The sequence below is a fragment of the Bradyrhizobium sp. BRP19 genome (assembly GCF_020194195.1).
Lineage (GTDB): Bacteria > Pseudomonadota > Alphaproteobacteria > Rhizobiales > Xanthobacteraceae > Bradyrhizobium > Bradyrhizobium yuanmingense.
On the sequence record NZ_JADYVZ010000028.1, the window covers coordinates 1 to 21,937 of the forward strand.

The 21,937-nt window shown below is 59.4% G+C and carries 11 protein-coding genes and 6 pseudogenes; 7 read left to right on the forward strand and 10 right to left on the reverse strand.

Annotation, left to right across the window (positions count from 1 at the left end; translation table 11 throughout):
- Positions 1–273: 273 nt before the first annotated feature.
- The 4 genes and pseudogenes from I6F36_RS36160 to I6F36_RS40095 form a co-directional block, all read right to left on the reverse strand.
- On the reverse strand, positions 274–462 hold the full coding sequence (locus tag I6F36_RS36160; RefSeq protein ID WP_225145753.1) for a hypothetical protein: 189 nt from the start codon (positions 460–462) through the stop codon (positions 274–276).
- Between the two features lie 466 nt (positions 463–928).
- On the reverse strand, positions 929–4,033 hold the full coding sequence (locus I6F36_RS36165; protein WP_225145752.1) for an efflux RND transporter permease subunit: 3,105 nt from the start codon (positions 4,031–4,033) through the stop codon (positions 929–931).
- Between the two features lie 707 nt (positions 4,034–4,740).
- Positions 4,741–5,252: pseudogene (locus I6F36_RS36170) on the reverse strand (pantoate--beta-alanine ligase).
- Positions 5,249–5,410: a pantoate--beta-alanine ligase gene (locus I6F36_RS40095; RefSeq protein WP_369424453.1), complete on the reverse strand. Its 162-nt coding sequence runs from the start codon at positions 5,408–5,410 to the stop codon at positions 5,249–5,251. Before I6F36_RS40095 ends, I6F36_RS36170 begins: the two are co-directional and overlap by 4 nt.
- Positions 5,411–6,348: 938 nt before the next feature.
- On the opposite strand from I6F36_RS40095, the gene I6F36_RS36175 reads away from it, so the two are divergent.
- The 4 genes from I6F36_RS36175 to istB all read left to right on the forward strand — a co-directional run bounded on the left by I6F36_RS36175 (position 6,349) and on the right by istB (position 11,231).
- Positions 6,349–7,209 (forward strand): site-specific integrase, encoded by an 861-nt coding sequence (locus tag I6F36_RS36175; RefSeq protein ID WP_225145751.1) that lies wholly within the window; start codon positions 6,349–6,351, stop codon positions 7,207–7,209.
- Between the two features lie 9 nt (positions 7,210–7,218).
- Positions 7,219–8,412, forward strand: a complete 1,194-nt coding sequence (locus I6F36_RS36180; protein WP_225145750.1) for an IS91 family transposase — start codon at positions 7,219–7,221, stop codon at positions 8,410–8,412.
- 531 nt (positions 8,413–8,943) lie between these two features.
- Positions 8,944–10,476 (forward strand): IS21 family transposase, encoded by a 1,533-nt coding sequence (istA, locus tag I6F36_RS36185; protein ID WP_225173101.1) that lies wholly within the window; start codon positions 8,944–8,946, stop codon positions 10,474–10,476.
- Between the two features lie 11 nt (positions 10,477–10,487).
- Positions 10,488–11,231: an IS21-like element helper ATPase IstB gene (gene istB / locus I6F36_RS36190; protein ID WP_158671197.1), complete on the forward strand. Its 744-nt coding sequence runs from the start codon at positions 10,488–10,490 to the stop codon at positions 11,229–11,231.
- A gap of 296 nt (positions 11,232–11,527) precedes the next feature.
- On the opposite strand, the pseudogene I6F36_RS36195 reads toward istB, so the two are convergent.
- Positions 11,528–11,713: pseudogene (locus I6F36_RS36195) on the reverse strand (transposase); the annotation flags it as partial.
- Positions 11,714–12,474: 761 nt separating this feature from the next.
- Here I6F36_RS36195 and I6F36_RS36200 point away from each other — a divergent pair.
- A pseudogene (locus I6F36_RS36200) lies at positions 12,475–12,737 on the forward strand (IS3 family transposase); the annotation flags it as partial.
- 418 nt (positions 12,738–13,155) lie between these two features.
- Here the strand turns inward: I6F36_RS36200 and I6F36_RS36205 are convergent.
- The 4 genes and pseudogenes from I6F36_RS36205 to I6F36_RS36220 form a co-directional block, all read right to left on the reverse strand.
- A pseudogene (locus tag I6F36_RS36205) lies at positions 13,156–14,006 on the reverse strand (efflux RND transporter permease subunit).
- A 1,629-nt stretch (positions 14,007–15,635) separates the two neighbouring features.
- Positions 15,636–15,812, reverse strand: a complete 177-nt coding sequence (locus I6F36_RS36210) for a hypothetical protein (RefSeq protein WP_225145677.1) — start codon at positions 15,810–15,812, stop codon at positions 15,636–15,638.
- 432 nt (positions 15,813–16,244) lie between these two features.
- Positions 16,245–16,460: a cold shock domain-containing protein gene (locus I6F36_RS40100; RefSeq protein ID WP_225145678.1), complete on the reverse strand. Its 216-nt coding sequence runs from the start codon at positions 16,458–16,460 to the stop codon at positions 16,245–16,247.
- 2,572 nt (positions 16,461–19,032) lie between these two features.
- Positions 19,033–19,264: pseudogene (locus I6F36_RS36220) on the reverse strand (transposase); the annotation flags it as partial.
- A gap of 229 nt (positions 19,265–19,493) precedes the next feature.
- Here I6F36_RS36220 and I6F36_RS36225 point away from each other — a divergent pair.
- Positions 19,494–19,929 (forward strand): annotated as a pseudogene (locus tag I6F36_RS36225) (FMN-binding negative transcriptional regulator); the annotation flags it as partial.
- Positions 19,930–20,623: 694 nt separating this feature from the next.
- Positions 20,624–21,532 (forward strand): TauD/TfdA family dioxygenase, encoded by a 909-nt coding sequence (locus tag I6F36_RS36230; RefSeq protein WP_225145693.1) that lies wholly within the window; start codon positions 20,624–20,626, stop codon positions 21,530–21,532.
- Between the two features lie 162 nt (positions 21,533–21,694).
- Here the strand turns inward: I6F36_RS36230 and I6F36_RS36235 are convergent, their stop codons facing one another.
- The gene (locus I6F36_RS36235) at positions 21,695–21,937 is read right to left on the reverse strand and encodes a DUF2274 domain-containing protein (protein WP_128931751.1); all 243 of its coding nucleotides are present in this window, start codon (positions 21,935–21,937) and stop codon (positions 21,695–21,697) included.

Consider the following 21,937-nt stretch of genomic DNA (forward strand, 5'->3'; position numbering starts at 1 on the left):
GGCAGATGCGGCTCTATCAGAGTCCATTGCTTGTCGTTGAGCCAGAACAGTCCTTTGCGCATCGAAGTCCCCCGCGTGGAATCAACCCGCTGCGAGGGAATCAGAGTTCGCTAATTAGGTACAGACCCTAGCGCAAAGGGTACAGTGAGCGACGAAAAGCCGTAGCCAATGGCTCCATTTACAAAGGCAGCAAAACACGTCGTTGCGGCCAGAAACCAGATAGCAGCATCAAACTCAGGCATTTCCTTAATTTTCCCACTCCAGAAGGTCGGGTCACACGTCGGGGGAGCCAGCGCGGCCATTGGTCATCGGGTTGCGGCAGATGCTGAACATTCCCTTAGCAGCTCCGCCCTTCTTCACAATGGCAGCGGCCGTTTTTGCGTTCAGCAGTTGCTCTTGTTCTCGACTTCGATCGTGCAACGTCAAGCTGTGCTGCACTTCCCGATACCCGGCAACGATCATTCAGCCAAAACGCGTCGGCTTGTTTCTCGGCTTGTCGATCAATGGTCCTGGTATCGAAAGCCGTAAGTGCGTCGGCCATGGATACGGGCCGTTCCCACGGAATTGAACGCGTGTCGACCCCTAAGCGGTTCAGCGCCATCATTTTTCGGCTAGCAACGCAACGCGGTTAGACGGAACCAAACAATTCTCCTTCAAGAGCCCTTGGATAAATAGCAACGCACCTTTTGTCAGCGAGGATCAATTCCCTTCTCCCCCGGCGATGTCGAGCTTGGGCATTCCGCTGCCTTGAAATGTACGGTGAAATTCACCTTAGCGGAGCAGCCGGGGATCACCGATGTGTTCTTCCGAGCCCGCGATAGCCGCCAAGCTCGGCACCACGGGCGTGAAGATCTCAATGCGTAACGGAGCGTGAAGCGATCGCAGGCTCCCTCGCTTGACACTGAGCGAACCTGGATTGAATTTATCGTCATTGCTTGGCCAGCTGGGGATCAGCAGCGCCGGTGAGGCCGAACTCGGCGGTGTTCTTCGCGCGGCCGGAGCTCGCGTCGGCGCGGTGGTCCGACGCGAACACGACATAGACCGCCGGCAGCACGAAAAGCGTGAACAGCGTGCCGACAGTCATGCCAGCGACGAGCACGAGCCCAATCGAGAAGCGGCTCGCGGCGCCAGCTCCCGTTGCAGTCAACAAGGGTATGAAGCCCGTGACCATTGCCGCCGTAGTCATCAAGATTGGACGCAGTCGGACGCGCGCCGCCATCTCTATAGCCGAGCGACGGTCAAGTCTCTCCTTGAGCTGCAGCTCATTGGCGAACCCAACCATCAGGATGCCGTGCTTGGAAATCAACCCCACCAGTGTCAACAGTCCGACCTGGGTGTAGATGTTCATAGTTGCCCAGCCAAAAAATGGCGGGATCAAGGCGCCCACGATTGCCATCGGTACGCTGATCATGATGATGAAGGGATCGCGCAGGCTTTCGAACTGCGCCGCAAGCACCAAAAAGATGATGATGATTGCAAAAGCAAAGGTAATCGCCAGTTGGTTACCCTCGTGCACATATTGGCGGGCGTCGGCGAGAAAGTCGTGGCTGAAGCCAGCCGGAAGTTTGTTTGCCTCGGCTTCTAGGAAGTCCACAGCCTGACCGATCGTGACGCCGGGCATCGGCACGGCCTGAAAGGTCGCGCAGTTGAGCTGATTGTAGTGGGTGAGCGCGTTCGGATCGGTCGCAGTCTCGATGGAGACCACAGTAGACAGCGGGAGCATCGCTCCCGTCGCAGTCTTCACATAATAGCTCCCGATTGCTTGCGGCGCCAGGCGTTCCCCACGTGGCACCTGCGGGATCACCTGGTAGGAGCGACCCTGCAAATTGAAGCGATTGACGTAGTTACCGCCAAGTAAGGTGGCGAGCGCGCTCCCGATGGTCTGCATGGTGATGCCAAGCTCGTTGGCCTTGGATCGATCAACCTTGATTCGTACCACCGGCTGGTTGAACTCGAGGTCGGAGTCGCTCACCATGAACAGACCGCTCTTGCGCGCGGCATCCTTCAGCTTCGACATCTGCTCGTAGACGGATTGGAAGCCAAGCGTCGAATTGATCACCATCTGCACTGGTAGGCCATCAGTGCCGCCGGGAAGTGGCGGCAAGCTAAAGGCAAACGCGTTAATCCCTTCGATTTTCGACAGCTCCGCTTGGAGAAGGGACTTTAGGACGGTCGATGATCGCTTGCGCTCGTCCCATGGCTTGAGCAACATGCCGGCCATGCCACTCTGCTGGCCGCTAACGCCATTGAGCACGAAACTCAAATCAGTTTCGGAAAATTTCCGTAACGCCTTCTCAAGCTTGGTACCATAGTAGTCGAGGTAGTCGATATTGGCGTATTTTGGCGCCTTGATTAGAGCGAATACTATACCTTGATCCTCCTCGGGTGCCAGTTCCTTGGAAATATTCATATAGAGAAAGCCGACGAGGCCCAACATGGTCAGCGCAAACAGCCCGGTAATCGGACGATAGTCGAGCGAGCGGTCGAGCTTGCGGCCGTACCATCGTGTCATGGCGCCGAACCCGCGGCTCACAAATCTTGCGACCCGCCCCTCCTCAGCGCGCTGCAGGAAGAGCGAGCACATCATCGGCGACAGCGTCAATGCGATCACGCCCGACACGATCACCGCTCCGGCTAGCGTAAACGCGAACTCGCGGAACAGGGCACCGGTGAGGCCGCCGAGAAATCCGATTGGGGCATATACCGCAGCCAAGGTAATCGTCATGGACACAACGGGGCCGACGATCTCTCGCGCGCCCCTCGTAGCCGCTTGGACAGGCGGCGCACCTTCTTCTAAATGGCGATGAATATTCTCCACCACCACGATCGCGTCGTCGACCACGAGACCGATCGCGAGAACCATGGCAAGAAGGGTCAGGAGATTCAATGAAAACCCGAGCGCCAGCATCATGCTGCAGACACCAACGAGCGACAAAGGAATGGTGACTACAGGAATGATGACCGACCGCAGAGAGGCCAGGAATAGGAAGATCACCGCCACCACGACAACGACGGCCTCAATGAGCGTCTTCTCTACTTCATCGATCGACGATTGAATGAATTTGGTGGAGTCGTAGGCCACTTTCATCTTCAGTGACGGCGGCAAGTTACGCTCCATGTCTGGAAACAGAGCCCGAACGCCTCGCACTATGTTTAGCGGATTGCCTTGCGGGCTGGCCCGAACGCCGATAAAGACCGCGTGCTCGCCGTTCATGGTGACGCTAATGTCTCTGGTCTGGGCGGCAAGCTCGACTACGGCAATGTCCTCCATGCGCACAAAGCCGCCGTCATTGGCTTTGACGATCATGCGCTTGAAGTCATCGACACTCCGCAGATCCGTGTTTGCAGTAACATCGGAGATAGTGAAATTGCCCTTGGTCTGGCCGGCCGCAGCCTGGAAGTTGTTAGCGGCGATTGCAGCCGAAACTTCAGCCGGCGAGACGCCGTGCCCTGCCATTTTCGCAGGATCGAGCCATAGCCGCATCGCAAAACTCTGACCGCCCAGGATGTCCGCCGCTGCGACGCCATCCACGGTTGCCATAACGGGTTGCACGACGCGCGAGAGGTAGTCGGAGATCGCGCTTGCCGTCAATTCCTCGCTGGAGAACGCGATATACATGACAGCGGTGGTTTGACCGGTCGATTTGGTGATGACCGGATCGTTTGATTCCTTTGGGATCAAATATTTGACTGAGTTGACCTTGGAGAGCACCTCGGTGAGCGCCTCGTTGGGATCAAAATTCAGCTTGATGTAGACTTGGATCGTCGAGGTACCGAGCACCGATGAGGAGCTGATGTAGTCGACGCCCTCGGCGGAAGCGACGGCCTGCTCGAGGGGAGTCGTGATGAACCCCTGGATCATGTCGGCGGAGGCGCCAGGATAGGAAGTAGTAATATTGACGACCGTATTAGATAGCTTGGGATATTGCCGGATCGGCAGTACGGTCGCCGCCCGAAAGCCGATCAGCAAGATCAGGAGGCTAACGACAATAGACAATACCGGACGTTTGATGAAGAGCTCGGTAAATGCCATCTCGACTCGCATTTCCAGAGGGGGATGCAAATACGCCAGCAAATTGCGGTACAGCAATGATCATTAATGCGGCGACTGCGCTAAAGCCCGTAATATGAGGGAAGCGTTATCGGCTACTCTAAGGAATCACACGTTGCTGAGCATAGCGTGCCCGATCCTCCGCTTCTTCATCTTCGTCGCTTGAATGAAGGTTGGTTGCGCTGTTCTGATCGCTCATCGCGATCTCGAATAGTGGGCACCTTCTTAAGGCACAGCCCCCCAAGTCTTTTTGCGTGCAACCGGCTAACGGTCAGACTCAAGATGTTCGTCCTCACACCTGATTGGAACGCAACGACTTCTAGCAAGGCGTCACTTCGGGCTTCGCGCCGCCCCGTCGATCGAATGATCCGGGTTCGAGATCTAAAGTACAAACGACCCGACGGGTGCTCAACTCTACAAAGGTAAGTGGGAAATATAGAATGGGCTGCAAAACACTATACCAAGGTTTGTCGAAACGCTCGCTGGTCGCAGCCCCGCGAAGTGTGACCTTGCCAGAGGCAAAATTCTCGGGCCTACAATATTCCGCAAGCCCCCCTCTCGCATCGCTAACTCGCTGAACAACTTTGCTCGGAGTTCGCCCTTGGCACCAATCGACACGTCTGTCGGAACAGTTGGCTTGAGCACTTCTTCCAGCTCAACATGCTGCGTAATGTTGGCTACGCAGTGCGCTATGGAGTTGGCAACGCCAGTATTACCTTGTCGGTCAGCCGAGTCGATCCAACGTAGGCTGCTGCACAAAGCGCCGCGGGGCGTCGCAGTGGACTGTCGGCGGCACCGTCCACAAGTTCCAGATACTGGAGTCGGTCAACTGTCTCTAAATGCCCCTTGGCGATCGCAATTGGCCTTTCTCCCGAGCGGAATTCATCGAGCGCGGCGGAGAGTCCACGATTGAACGCAAGGGCCCGCTGACGTTCTTCCTTGCCGAGATACTGGTTGCGACTGCTCATCGCGAGCCCATCCTGCTCGGCAGCGGTCGGTACGGTGACGATCTCGATTGGGAGATTGAGATCAACCGCGCCATGCGACGCACGACTGCGCATTGGCTGAAAATCCTTCTGGCCAAAAAAAACAGCACGTCGGGCTGCACCATGTTCAACAACTGACATACGACAGTAGCGACACCGCGAAAATGTCCACGCCTGAAGCCTCCGCACAGCTTTGGCGAGGTCGCCCGGTTCAATGTAAGGTCTCGAAATGACTCGGATAAACTTCCTGTGCATCCGGCGCAAAGTGGAAGGCAACACCGGCGTCGCGGCACAGTCCCTCATCCTGCAAGAAGTCGGGCGTGTAGGTGCTGAGATCCTCGTTCAGTCCGAACTGAGTGGGGTCGACGAAGATGCTGACGTTCGATCGCCGGGCTCAATCAAGCCAGCCCGGCGCCGGCCCGACTGAGCGCATAGCCGCGCGACAAAATGCGCGCGCTCATCATCCTCGTATGCCGGCGGGCCCGGAAGTCGAGGTCGCCCTCTTCTACTGAATGAAAGGGGTGGCCTCAGTTAGTGGCCTTACTTTGCCAAAACCAGGATCGCAGTCGAGCGCGGCCTCAACGTCAGAGGGCGACTCTTCGCTTAAACCATTTCCTTGGTAGGCCAATGTAGTAGCCACGCCTCCGAAGTTCCGGCTCGGACCTGTGGAGCGTTTCGCAAATGGATTCCACAGGCGCGCCTGCATCAACAAGCTCGCGCAACAGTTCATCTTCCCGTCTGGTCCAGCGAGGAGAGCGGAGAGCCGCCTTCAATTTAGCCTCTTAGCCCTGAATTCATGCGGTTCTAGAGAAGAACTGTCCGCCAGCCCCGGCGAGCCTGTTCCGTGCCGAGCGCATTGCCAAGCTTGGCCTGCGATCTCCGCGTTCGTGTTCTGGAGTGCGCAGTACAGTCCCAATCAGGATGACAAAACTCATCTGAACAGATTTAAGTGTGATCAACTGTATGGCCTCCGATAGCGTCGCCTCGGCTCTCCCAATGATCGTGTCCTCCTCAACAATGCCGGTGGAGGAATTCCTTCGAAAGCTATACGTTGGCATAGCCGAGCTGGTCCTATGCCAACGAAATTTTGGAGCCACTAGGACTCACCCAGACCGTGACGGACAACCTGTGAGATGGGCGTGCGGCCCTGGAGTGAACCTGCGTGCGATAGCCTATTGCGGATTCCGATCGATGTCGCCCAGGATTGAACGAACCCGCTACGCGGGAGTGGGGGCAAGCCTGCTGAACTGAGGTGTCCTGTCTGAGAGGATGTTGGTCTTCGCACCACCCCTCTCAAGACAGGAGACCCAGATGGCTATGATGAGCCCTCTTCGGCAGCGCATGATCGAGGACATGACGGTCCGCAATCTGTCGCCGTCGACTCAACAATCCTATATCTATGCGATCGCAAAGTTTAGCCGGCATTTCGGCTACGCCCCGGACCGGTTGAGTTTCGAGCAGGTCCGCGCCTACCAACTGCATCTCATCGGTCAAAAGCGTTCGTGGTCCCACATCAATCAGGTGGCCTGCGCGCTGCGGTTCTTCTACGGCGTCACACTCGGGCAGACGGAGGCATTCGAGCGGATCATCGGTGGCCAGAAGCCCGACAAGCTCCCGCTCGTGCTTAGTGCCGAAGAGATCGAGCGCTTCCTGGACGCGGTTACAGGGGTGCGCAATCGCGTCGTGCTGGCGACGGCTTATGCGGCTGGCTTACGGGTTAGTGAAGTCGTCCGCCTGAAGGTGAGCTCGATCGACAGCAAGCGAATGTTGATCCACATCGAGAACGGCAAGGGCGGCAGGGATCGTTACGCGATGCTTTCTCCGCGACTGCTGGAGATTCTGCGTACGTACTGGATGCGAGCCCGACCGGGGCTGTGGCTATTTCCAGGCCAAGACCCAAGTGAACATGTCAGCGTCCGCTGCGTCCAGGCGGCCTGCCGCGCCGCCCGCCGCCGCGCTCGGCTTGCCAAGCCGATTACTGTCCATACGCTCCGGCACTCGTTTGCGACCCATCTCCTCGAAAGCGGGATCGACATTCGCATCATTCAAGTTCTGCTCGGACATGCCGAGCTGGGATCGACCGCGCGCTACGCTCAGGTTGCGACCAATCTGCTCGCCCGCACGACCAGCCCATTCGATGGACTCTCCGTCAGGGTGATCCCACCCGACTGAGCTGCGCATATGCGCCCCGTGCTCGAGGTGGCGGACATCCTCCGCCGCCACGGCGGCGCGTTCCGTGCCGCGCAGGGTCCTCGGCTGTCCTCCGATCAGCGCCGTGTGATGGCGGCCATCGAGGCGTGTCGCACAGCGACGCTCGGCGGCCACGTCGAGCGGTGCGACGACTGCGGCCTGGTCCGCGTCGCCTATAACAGCTGTCGCGATCGGCACTGTCCAAAGTGCCAAGCGCTCGCGCGCGCCCAATGGCTCGCCGAGCGCCAGGCCGACCTGCTGCCGGTCCCCTATTTCCATGTCGTCTTCACCGTGCCGGCGCCGGTGGCCGCCATCGCGCTGCAGAACAAGACGGTGCTCTACGACATCCTGCTCAAGGCAGCAGCCGAGACGATCCGTCTCATCAGCGCCGACCCAAAGCATCTCGGTGCCGAGACCGGGATGATCGCCATTCTCCATACCTGGGGCCAGACCCTGACGCATCATCCGCATGCCCATTGCCTCGTGCCAGGCGGCGGGATCGCCCCGGATGGAAGCTGGGTTCATTGTCGCCCCGGCTTCTTCCTTCCCGTTCGCGTCCTGTCACGATTGTATCGTCGGCTGTTCCTGGAGCGCCTGCAGGCGGCGTTCGATGGCACCAAGCTCCAGTTCTTCGGCCATCTCGCGCACCTCGTCGAGCCAGCGGCATTTGCCCGCCATCTAAACGCCCTCCGCAAGGTCGAGTGGGTCGTCTACGCCAAGCGTCCCTTCGGCGGACCAGAACAGGTCCTGGCCTATCTCGGGCGCTACACCCATCGCGTTGCGATCGCCAACGGCCGGCTCCTTACCTGTGACCAGGGCCACGTCCGCTTCCGGTGGAAGGATTATCGCGCTGGCAACAAATCCAAAGTGATGACGCTCGATACTGAGGAGTTCCTTCGTCGCTTTCTGCTCCACATATTGCCGAAGGGATTCCGCCGCATCCGTCATTTTGGTTTCCTGGCGAACGCCTGCCGCGCCGCCAAACTCGCGCGCATCCGAGGCGCGCTTGAGGCGCCACAGCCACCTCCGCCTGCCGAAGCTGTCGACTATCGTGAGCGCTGCGCCATCCTCCTTGGTCACCGCCTCGACTTATGCCCCATCTGCGGAGGCCGCATGGTCGAGATTGGGCCTGTGCCGCGTGCGCCAGCGCAGCGACGCGCAGCACCTCGCTGCGACACATCATGACCGACGACCTCGACTTGTTCGCTCCCACTGCACGCGCTGCCCTGCCGACGTTCTCCGTCGGAACGATCAAGCACGCTCACAACGCCCGGCGAACGGGCGATAGTCAGCCGTCTGGGCTTGACGCGCCGTTCGACGCTATCGACGGCGGCATCCTTTGCTGCCAACATCAGCGACAATCTGCGGCCACACTCGCTCGCGGGCCCGACATCGGGTCAATCGCGCCTACCGGCGCCTAGATCGAGCCCCCATAGGTCCGCGCTCACAAGACGCGGCTTCGTTCAATCCAGCTTCAAATAGGTCCCGCGCTGGACTTGCGGCGAGATCTGCGACGCGGGACCTATTTGAACCCTCCAGTATTCCGAGATGATCTCGCCCACCATTCCGATTTGAAGTCGCCCACCCGTTCCGAGATGATGTCGCCCACCATTCCGGGATGATGTCGCCCGGGTGACGAGACCTCTTCTGGCTCCCATAGGGTCAACCTTTCGGTTTTGCGAAGGGGGACCCTGGATGCCGACGGAGAGGCTTGCGATGCGCCGTGTGCGCGATGTGATCAGGATGAAGGCGGCTGGGCTGCCGAGCCGCGAGATTGCTCGGCGGATGGGCGCGGCGCCCTCGACAGTGCGGCTGACCATCCGGCGATTCGAGGCCGCAGGCCTGAGCTGGCCGTTGCCCGACGAACTCACGGACGCGGCCCTGGAGGCCCGCCTGTTCGCCAAGACCGGCAACGGTAACCGGCAGGGTCATCGCCGCATCGTCGAGCCCGACTGGGCGGCGGTGCACCGCGAGCTCAAGCGCAAGCACGTGACGCTGTCGATCCTGTGGGAGGAGTACATTGCCGCCGAGCCCAGCGGATACCGGTACTCGCGCTTCTGCGAGCTCTACCGCGGCTGGGAGGGTCGCCTGTCGGTGACGATGCGCCAGGCGCACGCGGCCGGCGACAAGCTGTTCGTCGACTACGCGGGCGACGGCGTGCCGGTGGTGGTCGACCGCCTCACCGGCGAGCGGAGGACGGCGCAGATCTTCGTCGCCGTGCTCGGCGCCTCAAGCTTCACCTACGCGCAGGCGACGTGGACGCAGGGGCTCGCCGACTGGATCAGCGCCCATGTTGGCACCTTGGCGGCGATCGGCGGCGTCCCGGCGCTGTTGGTGCCTGACAACACCAAAGTCGCGGTCATCAAGGCGAGCCTCTACGACCCGCAGATCAATCGCACCTATGCGGAGATGGCGGCGCATTACGGCACGGCCGTCTTGCCGGCGCGACCACGCAAGCCGCGCGACAAGGCCAAGGTCGAGCAGGCTGTCCTCATCGTCGAGCGCTGGCTGCTCGGCCGCCTGCGCCATCGCATCTTCTACAGCCTCGCCGAGGTCAACGCGGCGATTGGCGAGTTGCTCACCAGGCTCAACGAGGAGCGGCCGATCCGGCGGCTCGGCGTGACGCGCCGCCAGCTGCTCGAGGAGATCGACCGGCCGGCGCTCAAGCCATTGCCGACAAGCCCATACGTGCTCGCCGAGTGGCGGATCCGCCGCGTCAGCCTCGACTACCACGTCGAGGTGGAGAAGCATTATTACAGCGTTCCGCATCGCTTCGCGCGTGCCGAGGTCGAGGTGCGGTTCACCGCCCGCACCGTCGAGATCTTCCACAAGGGCGAGCGGATTGCCGCGCATCAGCGCATGAGTGGCAATCACAAGCACACCACCGTGCCGGAGCACATGGCCTCCAGCCATCGGCGCTACGCCGGCTGGACTATCGGGCGTATCCGTCAGGACGCCGCCGCGATCGGGCCGGCAACCAGCGCATTGTGCGACCTCATTCTCGACGAGCGCTCGCACCCCGAACAAGGCTTCCGCGCCTGCCTCGGCATCCTCAGGCTCGCCGCCTCCTATGGGCGCGAACGGCTGGACGCGGCGGCTGCGCGGGCGATCGACATCGGCGCGCGCACCTATGGCTCGGTCAAGTCGATCCTCGCCAACAATCTCGATCGGCGTCCCGCTCACCAGCGCTCCGCGGACGATGCGCCGATCCTGCATGCCAACATCCGCGGACCGCGCTACTACAATTAGGAGACCGTCCCTTGCTCACCCATCCGACCCTCGACCGCCTCAACGCCCTCGGCCTCCACGGCATGGCCAAGGCCTTCGCCGACATTGAAGCCGCCGGTGAGGCTGGCAGCCTCAGTCACGCCGAATGGCTTGCTCTGCTGCTCGAACGTGAAGCCTCGCTGCGGCACGACAAACGGCTCGCCACTCGCCTGCGCTACGCCAAGCTGCGCCAGCAGGCATGCGTCGAGGACATCGACTATCGCACCCCGCGCGGTCTCGACCGCCCGCTGTTCGCCAAGCTTGTCGAGGGCCGTTGGATCGACGACCACGTCAATCTCCTGATCTGCGGCCCGGCAGGCGTCGGCAAGAGTTGGCTCGCCTCGGCGCTCGGCCACAAGGCCTGTCGCGACAATCGCTCCGTGCTCTATCAGCGCGTCCCGCGCCTGTTCGACGATCTGGCGCTCGCCCGCGGCGACGGTCGTCACCCACGCCTGTTGCGCAGCCTTGGCCGTGTCGATCTGCTGATCCTCGATGATTGGGGGCTCGAGCCGCTCGATGCCGGCGCCCGTCACGACCTCCTGGAAATCCTCGAAGATCGCTACGGTCATCGCTCCACCATCGTCACCAGCCAGCTCCCCGTGGACCAGTGGCATCTGCTCATTGGAGATCCCACCTATGCCGACGCCGTGCTCGATCGCCTCGTCCACAATGCCCATCGGCTCGACCTCACCGGTGAGAGCCTGCGCCGAACCCGGCAATCCGCCCGAAAGACCTGAGCGCTGTGGACATGCCGCTGCGCTTGGACAACGCAATCGCGTTGCCCACATGCCCACAGCAACCGCAGAAGAAGAAAAAAGGTTGAAGTCGCGATTCCAGATTGACCGCGCGGCTTGACCGATGCCAGAGAACCAGCCGGCCAGAACGCCTCGCCGCTGGGCGAGATCAAATCGGAAAGGTGGGCGACATCGTCTCGGAATCCACGGGCGACTTCATATCGGTACGCCTGGGCGACTTCGTCGGAATCCGCAGCCTATCGCTAGGATCGCCCGCCACGGCCGGAACCGGCAGTACCAAACGCATGCAGTGGACCGGGCGCCTTGGTCGCAGCCAAGACCGGCTCGACCAGCATGGCGCGCGCATAACTGCGGCCGATCTTGCTGATGCGGCCGTGAGGGGCAGCTCCCAGTCCCGACAGCCGCACCCGCGTGTTGAGCCCGAAATCGCTCACCAGCTTCTGCGGGCTGTTGAACCGGCTGATCCTGCAGCGCAGTCCGCGTGATACAATGCGGCCTGCATGTGTCGTGTGTATCGGGCTGCCCGCACCGTGCTTCCGGTGCCTCGGCTTGGACTCCTAGCTGTCGATGCACGCATGTAGCTTCCGGAGCAGCGCGGACGTGCCTCGACGCCTCGAGTGAGTGAGAACCCCACGCTGTCCCTGCTACACGCGCTAGCTGAGGGCGCGGCATCGGCTTCAGCACAAACTCCGAAAAGGCGGCTCGCGCCTAAAAACTCTCGGTTCCAAATGACCCGACGAGAGCTGCGGGCGACACGACAACTACGCATTCGCACTCTTGGCGCAACCGGGCGAGTCGGAGGCGACCAGCCCTAAGTTCTCGGCTCATCGTGTCTGGCAGGAGGTGCGAATGCGACGGGTGATTGGCATTGATGTCCACCGAACCGGGGGAACTGGTGCTGGGTTCAAAACACGATCGACAGCGGAATTGGCTTGCAGCCTTGGAGCCAGTTTAAGGCCGTTTTCCCAATGCTGTTTGCGGATCGTGAGGATGCGTAGTCTAAGCAGGGCCAAATCGATATCTTTGGGCCCGGCGACCTCTCGAACTGATGAGGTCGCCCGTAGCGCCGGCCATGCGGCGTCATTTGCTGTCGCGATCCCGAGGAATGCGTCGGCAACCAGCGAGATATTTGGTGGCGGCGTGAAAGTAGCGTTGTCGCCCAGGTATCATCCATCATCACGAAGCACCCGACTGGTGCGCCAGCACACGAGCGAGCAGTTCCTAGCGCCTGATGGCCGACCATGGCATCGTTTGCAGCATGAGCCGTTCCGGGAAGTGTGGGACGATGCGGCCACGGAGAGCTTCTTCTCTTCTCAAGACCGAACGGACGGCAGGAAAGATCTACAGAACCAGAGACAAGGCACGCGCCGATGGGTTCAGCTAAACTGAAAGATTTTGCAACAATACCCGCAGGGACTCGACCACGCCTATGTCAGCCCGGTTGAGTTCGGACGCAAGACGGGTTTAGCTGAACCCCGTGTCCATTAAACCGGAAAGCTCAGGCGCTTGCTGGACGCGTAAGACCACCGATTTCTCGGGTTCGGAGCTTGCCGGAATGGTGGGCGGGTTGCGAATCGGCGATCGGCAGGCTTCGAGCACTAAGTCGACCGCTGCCCTATCCAGCCCCCAGGCCCCGGGCAGCGTAGGATGGCCGGCGGCGGATGACGTCCACCGGCCATCTGCTCGGACGAGTTGCCCAAGTTCTCTACGAGGAGATTTGTGGTTCATCGTAGCCATCAGAAGCGAAGATGAACCACAAGTCCAAACCGGGCGAAGCGACGGCAGAACAAGTATCGCCTGCGGGTGCGTGATCGCCTCGTAGTCCGACAACTGAACTTCTCCCGCACCGTGTCGATCACCTTGAATTGACCCTGAGATCTCTTCCAGAGTCGAGGTCACCCTTCGCTTATTGCATGGAGGCCCGGTCTTTGCGTGCACCGAAATGTTCCGTGACGAAGACGTGGAAGACGGGCACAAAGAACACAGCGAGGAGCGTTGCTGAAATCATGCCACCGAATACCCCGGTCCCGATGGCGCGCTGGGTTTCGGCGCTAGCGCCGCGGGCAAGCATCAATGGGACCACACCGAGTGGAAAGGCCAGTGAGGTCATTTGGATCGGACGCAATCGAAGCCTGGCTGCTCCGACGACGGCGTTCGTAAGCCCACGCCCTGACTGCGAAGGTTCTTGGCGAATTCGACGATCAGGATCGAGTTCTTGGCCGAAAAACCTATTATAGTAGTAAAGCCGATGGTGAAGAAGACGTCATTTTCGAGCCCGCGCAGATGGGCCGCGAGAACGGAACCGATTATTCCAAGCGACACGACAAGCGTCACCGAGAACGGAATTGACCAGCTCCCGTAAAGCGCAGCCAGCACCAGAAAGACGACCAACATGGAGAGCAAGCAGGATTGGCGCCTGCGAGGCAGATTGCTTTCGTGCAGAGACTGTCCAATCCACTCGACTGTGAAACCTGGGGACAGTTTGAGGCTAGTCTTTCCATTTCCATCATCGCGTCGCCGCTGGCTATCCCGGGTGCAGCCCTTGCCGGCAATGCGCATGGCCGGGTAGCCGTTGGAGCGCACGAACTGGAGGGGACTGGTTTCCATGACCGGTGTGACGAGTTCTGACAAGGACACCGTAGCGCCCGCATTGTTGCTGACGTAAAGCTTGAGCACGTCGTCAACCTGCATGCGGCTCGTCGCATCGCACACGCCGCGCCCCGTATCACCACGGTTGTAGTGCCGGCTTGTCTGCATCCTCGCCAGATATGCTCGGGGCCCGTTTCTACGTGGCTGAGGTGAGCGCCCGTAGTTGCCCAAGCTTGGCGCGGGCAATCGTGTATGTACATGTGCCCATCTCGTGCGGCCATTACCACACCGATAGTGCGCCTTTACGCCGTGGGCCAGCCACCAATCCTGGTAGGCGTCCCATGATCGCTCTTGGCGCTACAATTCCGCAGCCCGTGGGAGCTTGAGACACTCCCGCGAAGGCGAGGGTGGTTAGCGTTGTTATGGCAAGGTTGGCCACTGAAGTTAGTGGGCGTGGTAGGGACAGCGCTTTTTCGAACCAGCACAAGCGCCGAGTCACGTCGGGCTAACTTCACCGGCAGCGTGGGCGCGGCAGGGACAGCGTCGAGTTCTCTTGAGTGAAGGCGCCGAGTCGCACCTGCGTTGCCGTCAATATCAAAGGGGTTAACCCGGTAGTTAGCTATGAAATGGAGGTATGAAACATACGCCGGTCTAGCCGAGATCATTATCGTGCCGGGAGGATGCGCTCTCCTGTTTGATGGTCAGGTTTTAGGCCAGTATATCTCGCCAGTCATCGCAGCAGAAGAGTTAGCGAACGGGAGATGTCATTGGCCGTGGGCTGGAGATCCTACAAAGATGGGTATCCCGCGAGACTTATCTGAGTGGCAAAGCATCCCGTAGCACCACGTCGGCTATGAGCAGCAGTGGTGAAACGCGATCGAGCTCTCACCCAGATTAGCTCGCTACGCGATCTGACGCGATGGGTTCGGATGGACTGTGATCGGTGTTGTGACCGGGCAGGCCGCATGCCAGGGCAACGTCACCTTCACGGGGCTTTTGATGAAGGACGCTGCCGACTTGGCCGACGCGCTGTCTTGGATCTCTACTTTGACAAGCATCGTCGATCGCGCAAGTTATGGCAGGGGCAGACTGCGCCTGTCCTCCAGCCCGCCTTGATCCCCCAAATAGCTGTGGGACGATCTGAAGAGTATCTGTTCGTCGATAGGAACCCGCGCTCGAGTACCGCAACAGTTCACCGTATTCCTCCACGATAAGGCGTTAGGTCCGGGTTGATTCGAGTCGCAATGGACGAGGACGGCACAGTAGAGCTTCGAGCATGCGAATCCTCAACTCGACCAACGCTCGGCTCGTTAAACAGTGCCAACGTTCGCTCGATTAAGTCCGCATGGGGAAGCGCGTCGCAGTCCAGTCGAGTGGCACAAGCGTCGGCGAACCACATGGCGCTAAGACACTATGGCAGCCACTCCCAGAAGAGCGCGCCAATACCATTTTGTCGGATTGAGCAACGAAACGACGGTAAGGCGGAGCCCGATTCTGAAAGCGGCGTCTGCAAAACGAAATCGGCGTCAAGTACGGCGACAAAGGCCGTGGAAAGCCGCAAAGAGTCGTGAGGGCAGCAGCATCAGAGCCCGTAGCGCGTAAGAAACCGACGGAATTGTGCGATCGGGACGCCGGTGAAGATAACGCGTCCAGTACTCCCAATCGCGCAGCCGAGATCTGGCTCTCCTGCGAGAGCTGAAACAATCACGGTGACATTAAAGCGCTGGAGGTGCTGCGCACTTCGACCCAGCGAAGGAGCATCATTGTAGGGCTCCCGATGAAGACTCCGTCGCGGGCTCACGCAAGTTCGGCCTCGAGGTAATTAACTCGATCCGAGAACTCGATCAGCGGCTGGCCGAGCTTAATGTCGAGAGCGAGCAAGTGAAAGCGCGCATCGTCCACCTCGACCGGCAAATCGTGCCGAGCCTGTTCGTCTCTGATCTTCGCTACGCTCAACGCCGGCGTTGTTGGCATGCCTGGAATATACCGATGGCCAATACACGCGGCGTGGCTAGGATCTCGTCAAGATCGTCGACCGCAATACGCTGAGCGTCACCGCGGGCGTCGCCGAATCCGTGTATGATAGTCTTTCGGTCGGCGCCGCCGTCCAGTTTCGGCTGTTTGGGGACGATCGCATTTGTACGAGGTCCGTGCCAAAACGCTGCCGTCAGATGACGCCGTCGTTCTAAACTGGTTCAACATCTTCGATGCTTCATTGAACGATTTTGACCAGGTTTGCGCACGACATCCAGGTGGCACGTCACTACGCCAAAAGGAGTCTTGGAGTTGGCAAGATTCTTCAGAAGATCGACCGTAAATTTTAATGCGCCCTGCAAGGGAAGCGCTCCTGCATCGCCGTTCCGATATCAAATGATAAGCAACGCGTGCTTCAGAAAATACGGCATCTCAATTGATTAGTCTGACCTCGGCGGCTCTGTACTTTGAGCGGCGTTTGTTGAAGCGACGATCGAAAGACACGCGCGTCCCCGGCACCAGATCAGCCCCTGTGCAGTCGCAAAGGTCCGAAATGTGAACGAACAAATCCATGCCGTCGCAGCTGTCGGGTCTGATGAAGCCCCAGCCCTTCTCAACACTGTAGGAGACTGCTGTTCCAGTCTGCATCTCTGATCTAACGTGTGTTCGAGGCTATGGCATGGCCGCTTAGGCGCCGGAGTCGCAAGCCACAGCAAATCGGCGGGGCGGACCAGACGCTCGCGACGCCGAGCCCGCCCCTAACATCGCCGTATCTGGAGCAATACGTGATGGTACCCCTAACCAAGCAAGGGCCGTGCCGAATTGAGAATTGGAGGTTCAGCAGGGACTTCGTAGCGGGCTGCAGGGTCAAGTTGTCGACATTCGTTTGAGAGCTGACGTCCGTCGTCAGACAACTCCTTGAACCAACTGTAACACATCGAGGCAGCGATGCCTTATCGGTGGCAGTCCGAGGCAGCTCGCAATACTGAAGTCGCTTGAGAAGCCGCTTTCTTGAGAGTGAACCAAATCAATGTCCATCGTTCATGGCAGCCGCTCGTCTTGTTAGTTCTTGTGCATGGTGGAATCTGCGCGAAGTTGATGGATGCTAGCGAGGGCAACGATGCGCGTATTCGAGACAACGCAAATTGGCCGGCCCAGGGTATCCGAAGGGCCTGGGAGATTCCAGGCCGAAACGCGACGCATCGAAACGTGAAGGCGCCAGCTTTGAAGTGACAGGGCTTCGTAGGTGCGAGCTCAAATGTTTGAGTATTTTCCTGAAAGCGCAGGTATGATCATCATCATTGGCTGGGAATTTCTTGTTCGAAGCCGCCCTCCGTCTCAGCCAGCTTCCGGAACGTGCGGAGGTCGACACGTCCGCCTGAGGGAGTATCAATATAGTCTATGTCTACTCCCGATCTCTCAAGACACTCCGCCTTACACAGGGCTTCTCTTGCGCTCAAACTTTGAACCGAAAAATGCCTCCGGCTAAACCCCGTTCGATGACACCTAATACTGTAGGACACGGATCCCCCTCCGTTGAGAGCGACAGTATAACCAACTTCCCGCGACAGTGCGACCGGCCATTCTTGGTAGGTCCTTGCGGGCGCGTTTGCGCAATCACCGCGGCTCCTGAGCTTCAAACCGACTTTCTGAAGCAGAACTGTGAGATCCTCTCCAATCAAAGTGCCAGACGTCCGTCGAACTTCATCTGAAGTGAGTCAGAGCCAGTACGCTGGATGGCTACGGCTATCGTCTCAAAGTCCGTCGGACCGGCAGCCGAACGAGAAATGTTGCGATACAGTTGCGCTACGATCCAGGGAATGAGGCAGGAATATTCGCATCACTCCAGTTGACTTCAGCGATTCCCTGCCTGCCAAGGGACGTCGTAGTGAGGTGAAGAACATGGAAGTCCTGCCGCACTGAGCCGAACGCGGGAATGCTGTTCAAACTGCCACCTCATCCCTTTCGATCGGATCAAAGTGGCATAGCGCCCCGTCGGGCCAATCCCGAACCGCTGCACCTAAGGAAATAGCTATGTTGCCATCAGGCGATCCTTGTTGGCCTCCAGAGCGAATCTCAAAGGGGATTGATGCTGTGCGGCAAGGTCGGCGTGAAGGCGCTTACCGAAAGCGTGGCCCGCGCTTGTCATTTGCGCCCCCTCGCATTGCAAGCCCCAAGTGCGCCTCGCCCGCATAAAAGCGGCCCCAGCCAATCGGCGACAGCCGGGGCCGTTGTGCTCTGGCACGGCGGGGGCTATCGGCCAGGGCGCATCAACAATCCAATCCCTTCGCCACAAGTTCGTAAACGATAGCTGCGCCATGAGGCGGCGCTACTTTTGAAGCGCCTACGATCCATTGCCACCTTGATCTCGAAGGTCGCCGCGCAGACCGCTGTACCGCCAATTGCCGATACAGGATCATTTCGATCCATACGTGTACTAACACTGGACGAAGGCGGTTAATCCGGCCCCAGCCGTGAATCAGGACAGGCCGAGGCGGCCTTACTCTCGATGCTGGGGGTTGTGGTCGTGCCAATCCGCCATCTGTTTGTACTCGCGGGCCATCTGCTCGAGCTCGCGCTTCGCTTTCGGATTGCCGGTTAGGGCGGCCTGGTGCCGGCCGAGCAGTTCAAGCGAGCGGTGCGAATAATTCGGCGGGAGATCGGTCTGGCATTCGGCAGAATACCACGCCCTCTCGGGGGCGGTCAGCCGTGTTACAAAGCGAACACTTCTCAGAAGGCCGGGCGAGAAGACCGCAGTCGCGGCCTCAAGACAGCTCCTGGGGCCTGTGCCGCGACGTTCCGCACGATGGGCGCTGCGGCTTGACCTAGCACATCGCGCGCTAACCCGGTGAGGATCTTAGCCGATCGTTAGCAAGAATCTGCAGTTTGCTCTTGGGACGAGCCGTGAGGACATGCACGGCCTTGTGCTCAGGCTCGGGGTCGAGGGTCCGCCAGCCAGCCCCGGAGGGCCTTCCCTCACGCCCCTAACTTTCGATTCACATGTATGGAGTCGGAACCGGTGCACGCCGTAGCGTTGGTGAAACCGGGGCTGGCTGTATTTCACTTAAACCAGGGCTCTCCCTCGCGTCGCGCGCTTACTTCGTTGTCGCGCTGCCGGACCGGGGGGAAGCTTCCTGCATTGCGCAAGGAGCTAACGTCGGCTGGTGGACGCAGGCGCGGAGATCGGCACGCGGCAGATCCCCGGCGTGGACGGCCCCTATCGCTTTTTTGAAAGCAGCTCGCGAAGGGCGGCCGCGTCGAGCATCTGCTCGGCCAGAAGCTTCTTCAGCTTCGCGCTCTCCTCTCCCAGCGCCTCAGGCGCTTGGTCTCAGAGACATCCATGCCGCCGAATTTAGCCTTTCAATTGTAGATCGTCGCTTCGGAGATCCCATGCCTGCGAGCCAGGTCAGCCGTTTCGCCCAAGCCTCATCCTCCTTTAATACCGCGATAATCTGCTCTTCCTGAACCTTGCTCGCCTCATCTGTCCGTCCCTCTTCGGGCCGGACTCTAACTCCTTCGCCTTCTGGAACAAATACTTAGTGGCGGGTCACGTCCAGGACAAATCCGAAAACTTCACGTCAAAAGAGGAAGCGGAGCACCTCTACGGGAGCTACCGAAACTGGCGGTTTTCTAGCTTCTTGACTTGGGTTTTATCTGGACGACAGCCAACGGAGACCCTCTATGTACATACCATCCCACTTTCGAGATGACGACCTCAAGAGCATTCAAGCGACAATCCGCTGCGCCCGATTGGCCAACCTGATCACAGCGACATCAGATGGGCCACTTGCGACGCCTCTTCCGCTCTTCCTCGATGAGAGCGAAGGCAAACACGGCGCTTTACGGGCACCTGGCGAAGGGCAATCCGCAATGGCGCACGGCCCCGATTGGAGAAGCTCTGGCGATCTTTAGTGGCGCAGAGGCTTATGTGACACCATCCTGGTATCCAAGCAAGCGTCAAACTGAACACGTGGTGCCTGCATGGAATTACATCGCGGTCCACGCCCATGGACCGATTGAGTTCTTCGAGGATCCTAAACGCCTGCTTGAGATCGTGACGCGTCTGACGAATATCCATGAGACGTCACGTGCGACGCCCTGGGCCGTCAGCGATGCGCCCGCGGATTTCATTGCCGTCCAGTTGCGTGAAATCGTCGGCGTGCGCATCCCGATCACCATGGTCGAAGGCAAGCGCAAGATGAGCCAGAACCGCCCTGCGCCCGATCGCGTTGGTGTCGCCACCGGCCTAGCGGCGAGCAAACTGGCACAGGACCTGGAAGTTGCAGCTCTTATCCTGGCTCAGGACTGAGACGATAATGTGCATGACCGTGGCCAACAGCGCCGATGGACATTACATCTGCAGCTCTCACACGCTCCAGCGGCATTAGTAGAGATTAACCCGGGCATACAATTACCTCGCGACATTTATTAACCGAACAGTCAGCTCGGGCTTACCGCGCTGTAGACACTTGTCTGTATTCTGACAGAGGCACAATCTCGTGTCAGGTCCAGTACAGCGCGAATATCGAAAGTCCATTCGGCCTTGTGGCTTGCCAGCGCCGCCTGGGTTGGCGCCTCCTGCTGTCCGCTTCGGCTTTCACGGTTCGACATTAGAAGGGGGAGGTCGGTGATCGAGTTTTTTCGTCACTCGGTCCAACCATCGGCTCAGTTCGATGACTCGCGCCGAATACCACGATTCGTTCAGTGCCCATTGGCGGTACATGGTCGTCTTTCGCCTGGCACGATGCTTGCTGAAGATCATTCGCTCCGAGAGGCGAGAGAGAGAAACTGCAAGGGCTTACAAAAGCAACATGAGCACAACGGCTTTGATCGGTGGCGTCATTCCGAGCACCGATGTGGTGAAACGAGCAGCGCGCATCGGCGCCGAAATCAAAAATATCAAGCTATCAGGCGATTTACCGGATCACGCGATCGCTGCGATCAACAGCTTATTGCTCAAGCACAAGGTGATCTTCTTCCGTAATCAAGGACATCTCAATGACGCCGAGCAGGAGCGCTTTGCCGCTCGTCTCGGAAAGTTAGTGCCGCATCCGATGCTTGGTGCCACCAAGGGGATGGCGTCGCTCCTCGAACTGGACTCCACTCGCGGCGGCGGTCGCGCAGACGTTTGGCATACGGATGGGACCTTCGCCGACGCCTATCCCAAGATTTTGGTCCTGCGGGCCGTTGTAATGCCAAGGTTCGGAGGCGACACCGTGTGGTCGAACACAGCTGCCGCTTATCTTGATCTGCCGCCGCCTCTACAACGCCTTGCCGACGGCCTATGGGCCGTTCACAGTAACGTTTTCGATTACGCCGGGATCGCGCGTGTCCGCGAGGTCGACAAGAAGCACTTTGACGAGGTGTTCACCAGAACGGCTTTTGAGACCGAGCATCCCGCTGTACGCGTCCACCCCGAGACAGGCGAGCGGACGCTAGTGCTCGGCGCCTTGGTGAAGCACTTTGTTGGGGTCGGCAAATACGACGGACAAAAGTTGTTCGATCTGTTCCAATCTCACATCACCGCGCCCGAAAACACTGTGCGCTGGACCTGGCTAGAGGGCGATATTGCAATATGGGATAACCGCGCAACGCAGCATTACGCGGTCAACGATTACGGGGACCAGCATCGCGTCGTACGGCGGGCCACGGTCGAGGGTGACGTGCCTGTCAGCGTCGATGGCCGGAGCAGTGTAACGCGCTTCAAGGCGACCGAATAACTGCAGTTGGCCCAGCGCCTCGCGTCTGAAAACCGAGAAAACCTGATAATCGGAGTTGTATCCGGCGCGAACACACCTTTCCGACAAGATATCTCGGCTCTTGGCGCCAGCTCGGCAGCGCCTAGAATTAGCATCGACCAACAGTTTCGGAAACCTTGAGCATCACTGTCCTTCGCCAGCGGCCGGTACGTGGCCTTCACGTTTCAGTTTAGAAAATCCTCGATCCGTGGCCATAAAGCGCGCTAACATGGGAGCGATGAGCTTAGTCGGATCGACCACTTGGCCACCCTGACGCGTAAGCGCTTCCGCATATGCAATGAGATCACGATGCACGGCCGCAGGCAGCTCGGTACTCACTTTGACCGGCTTGTCGTCTGGAAGCTCTCCAATTTTGAGTTTTGGCAT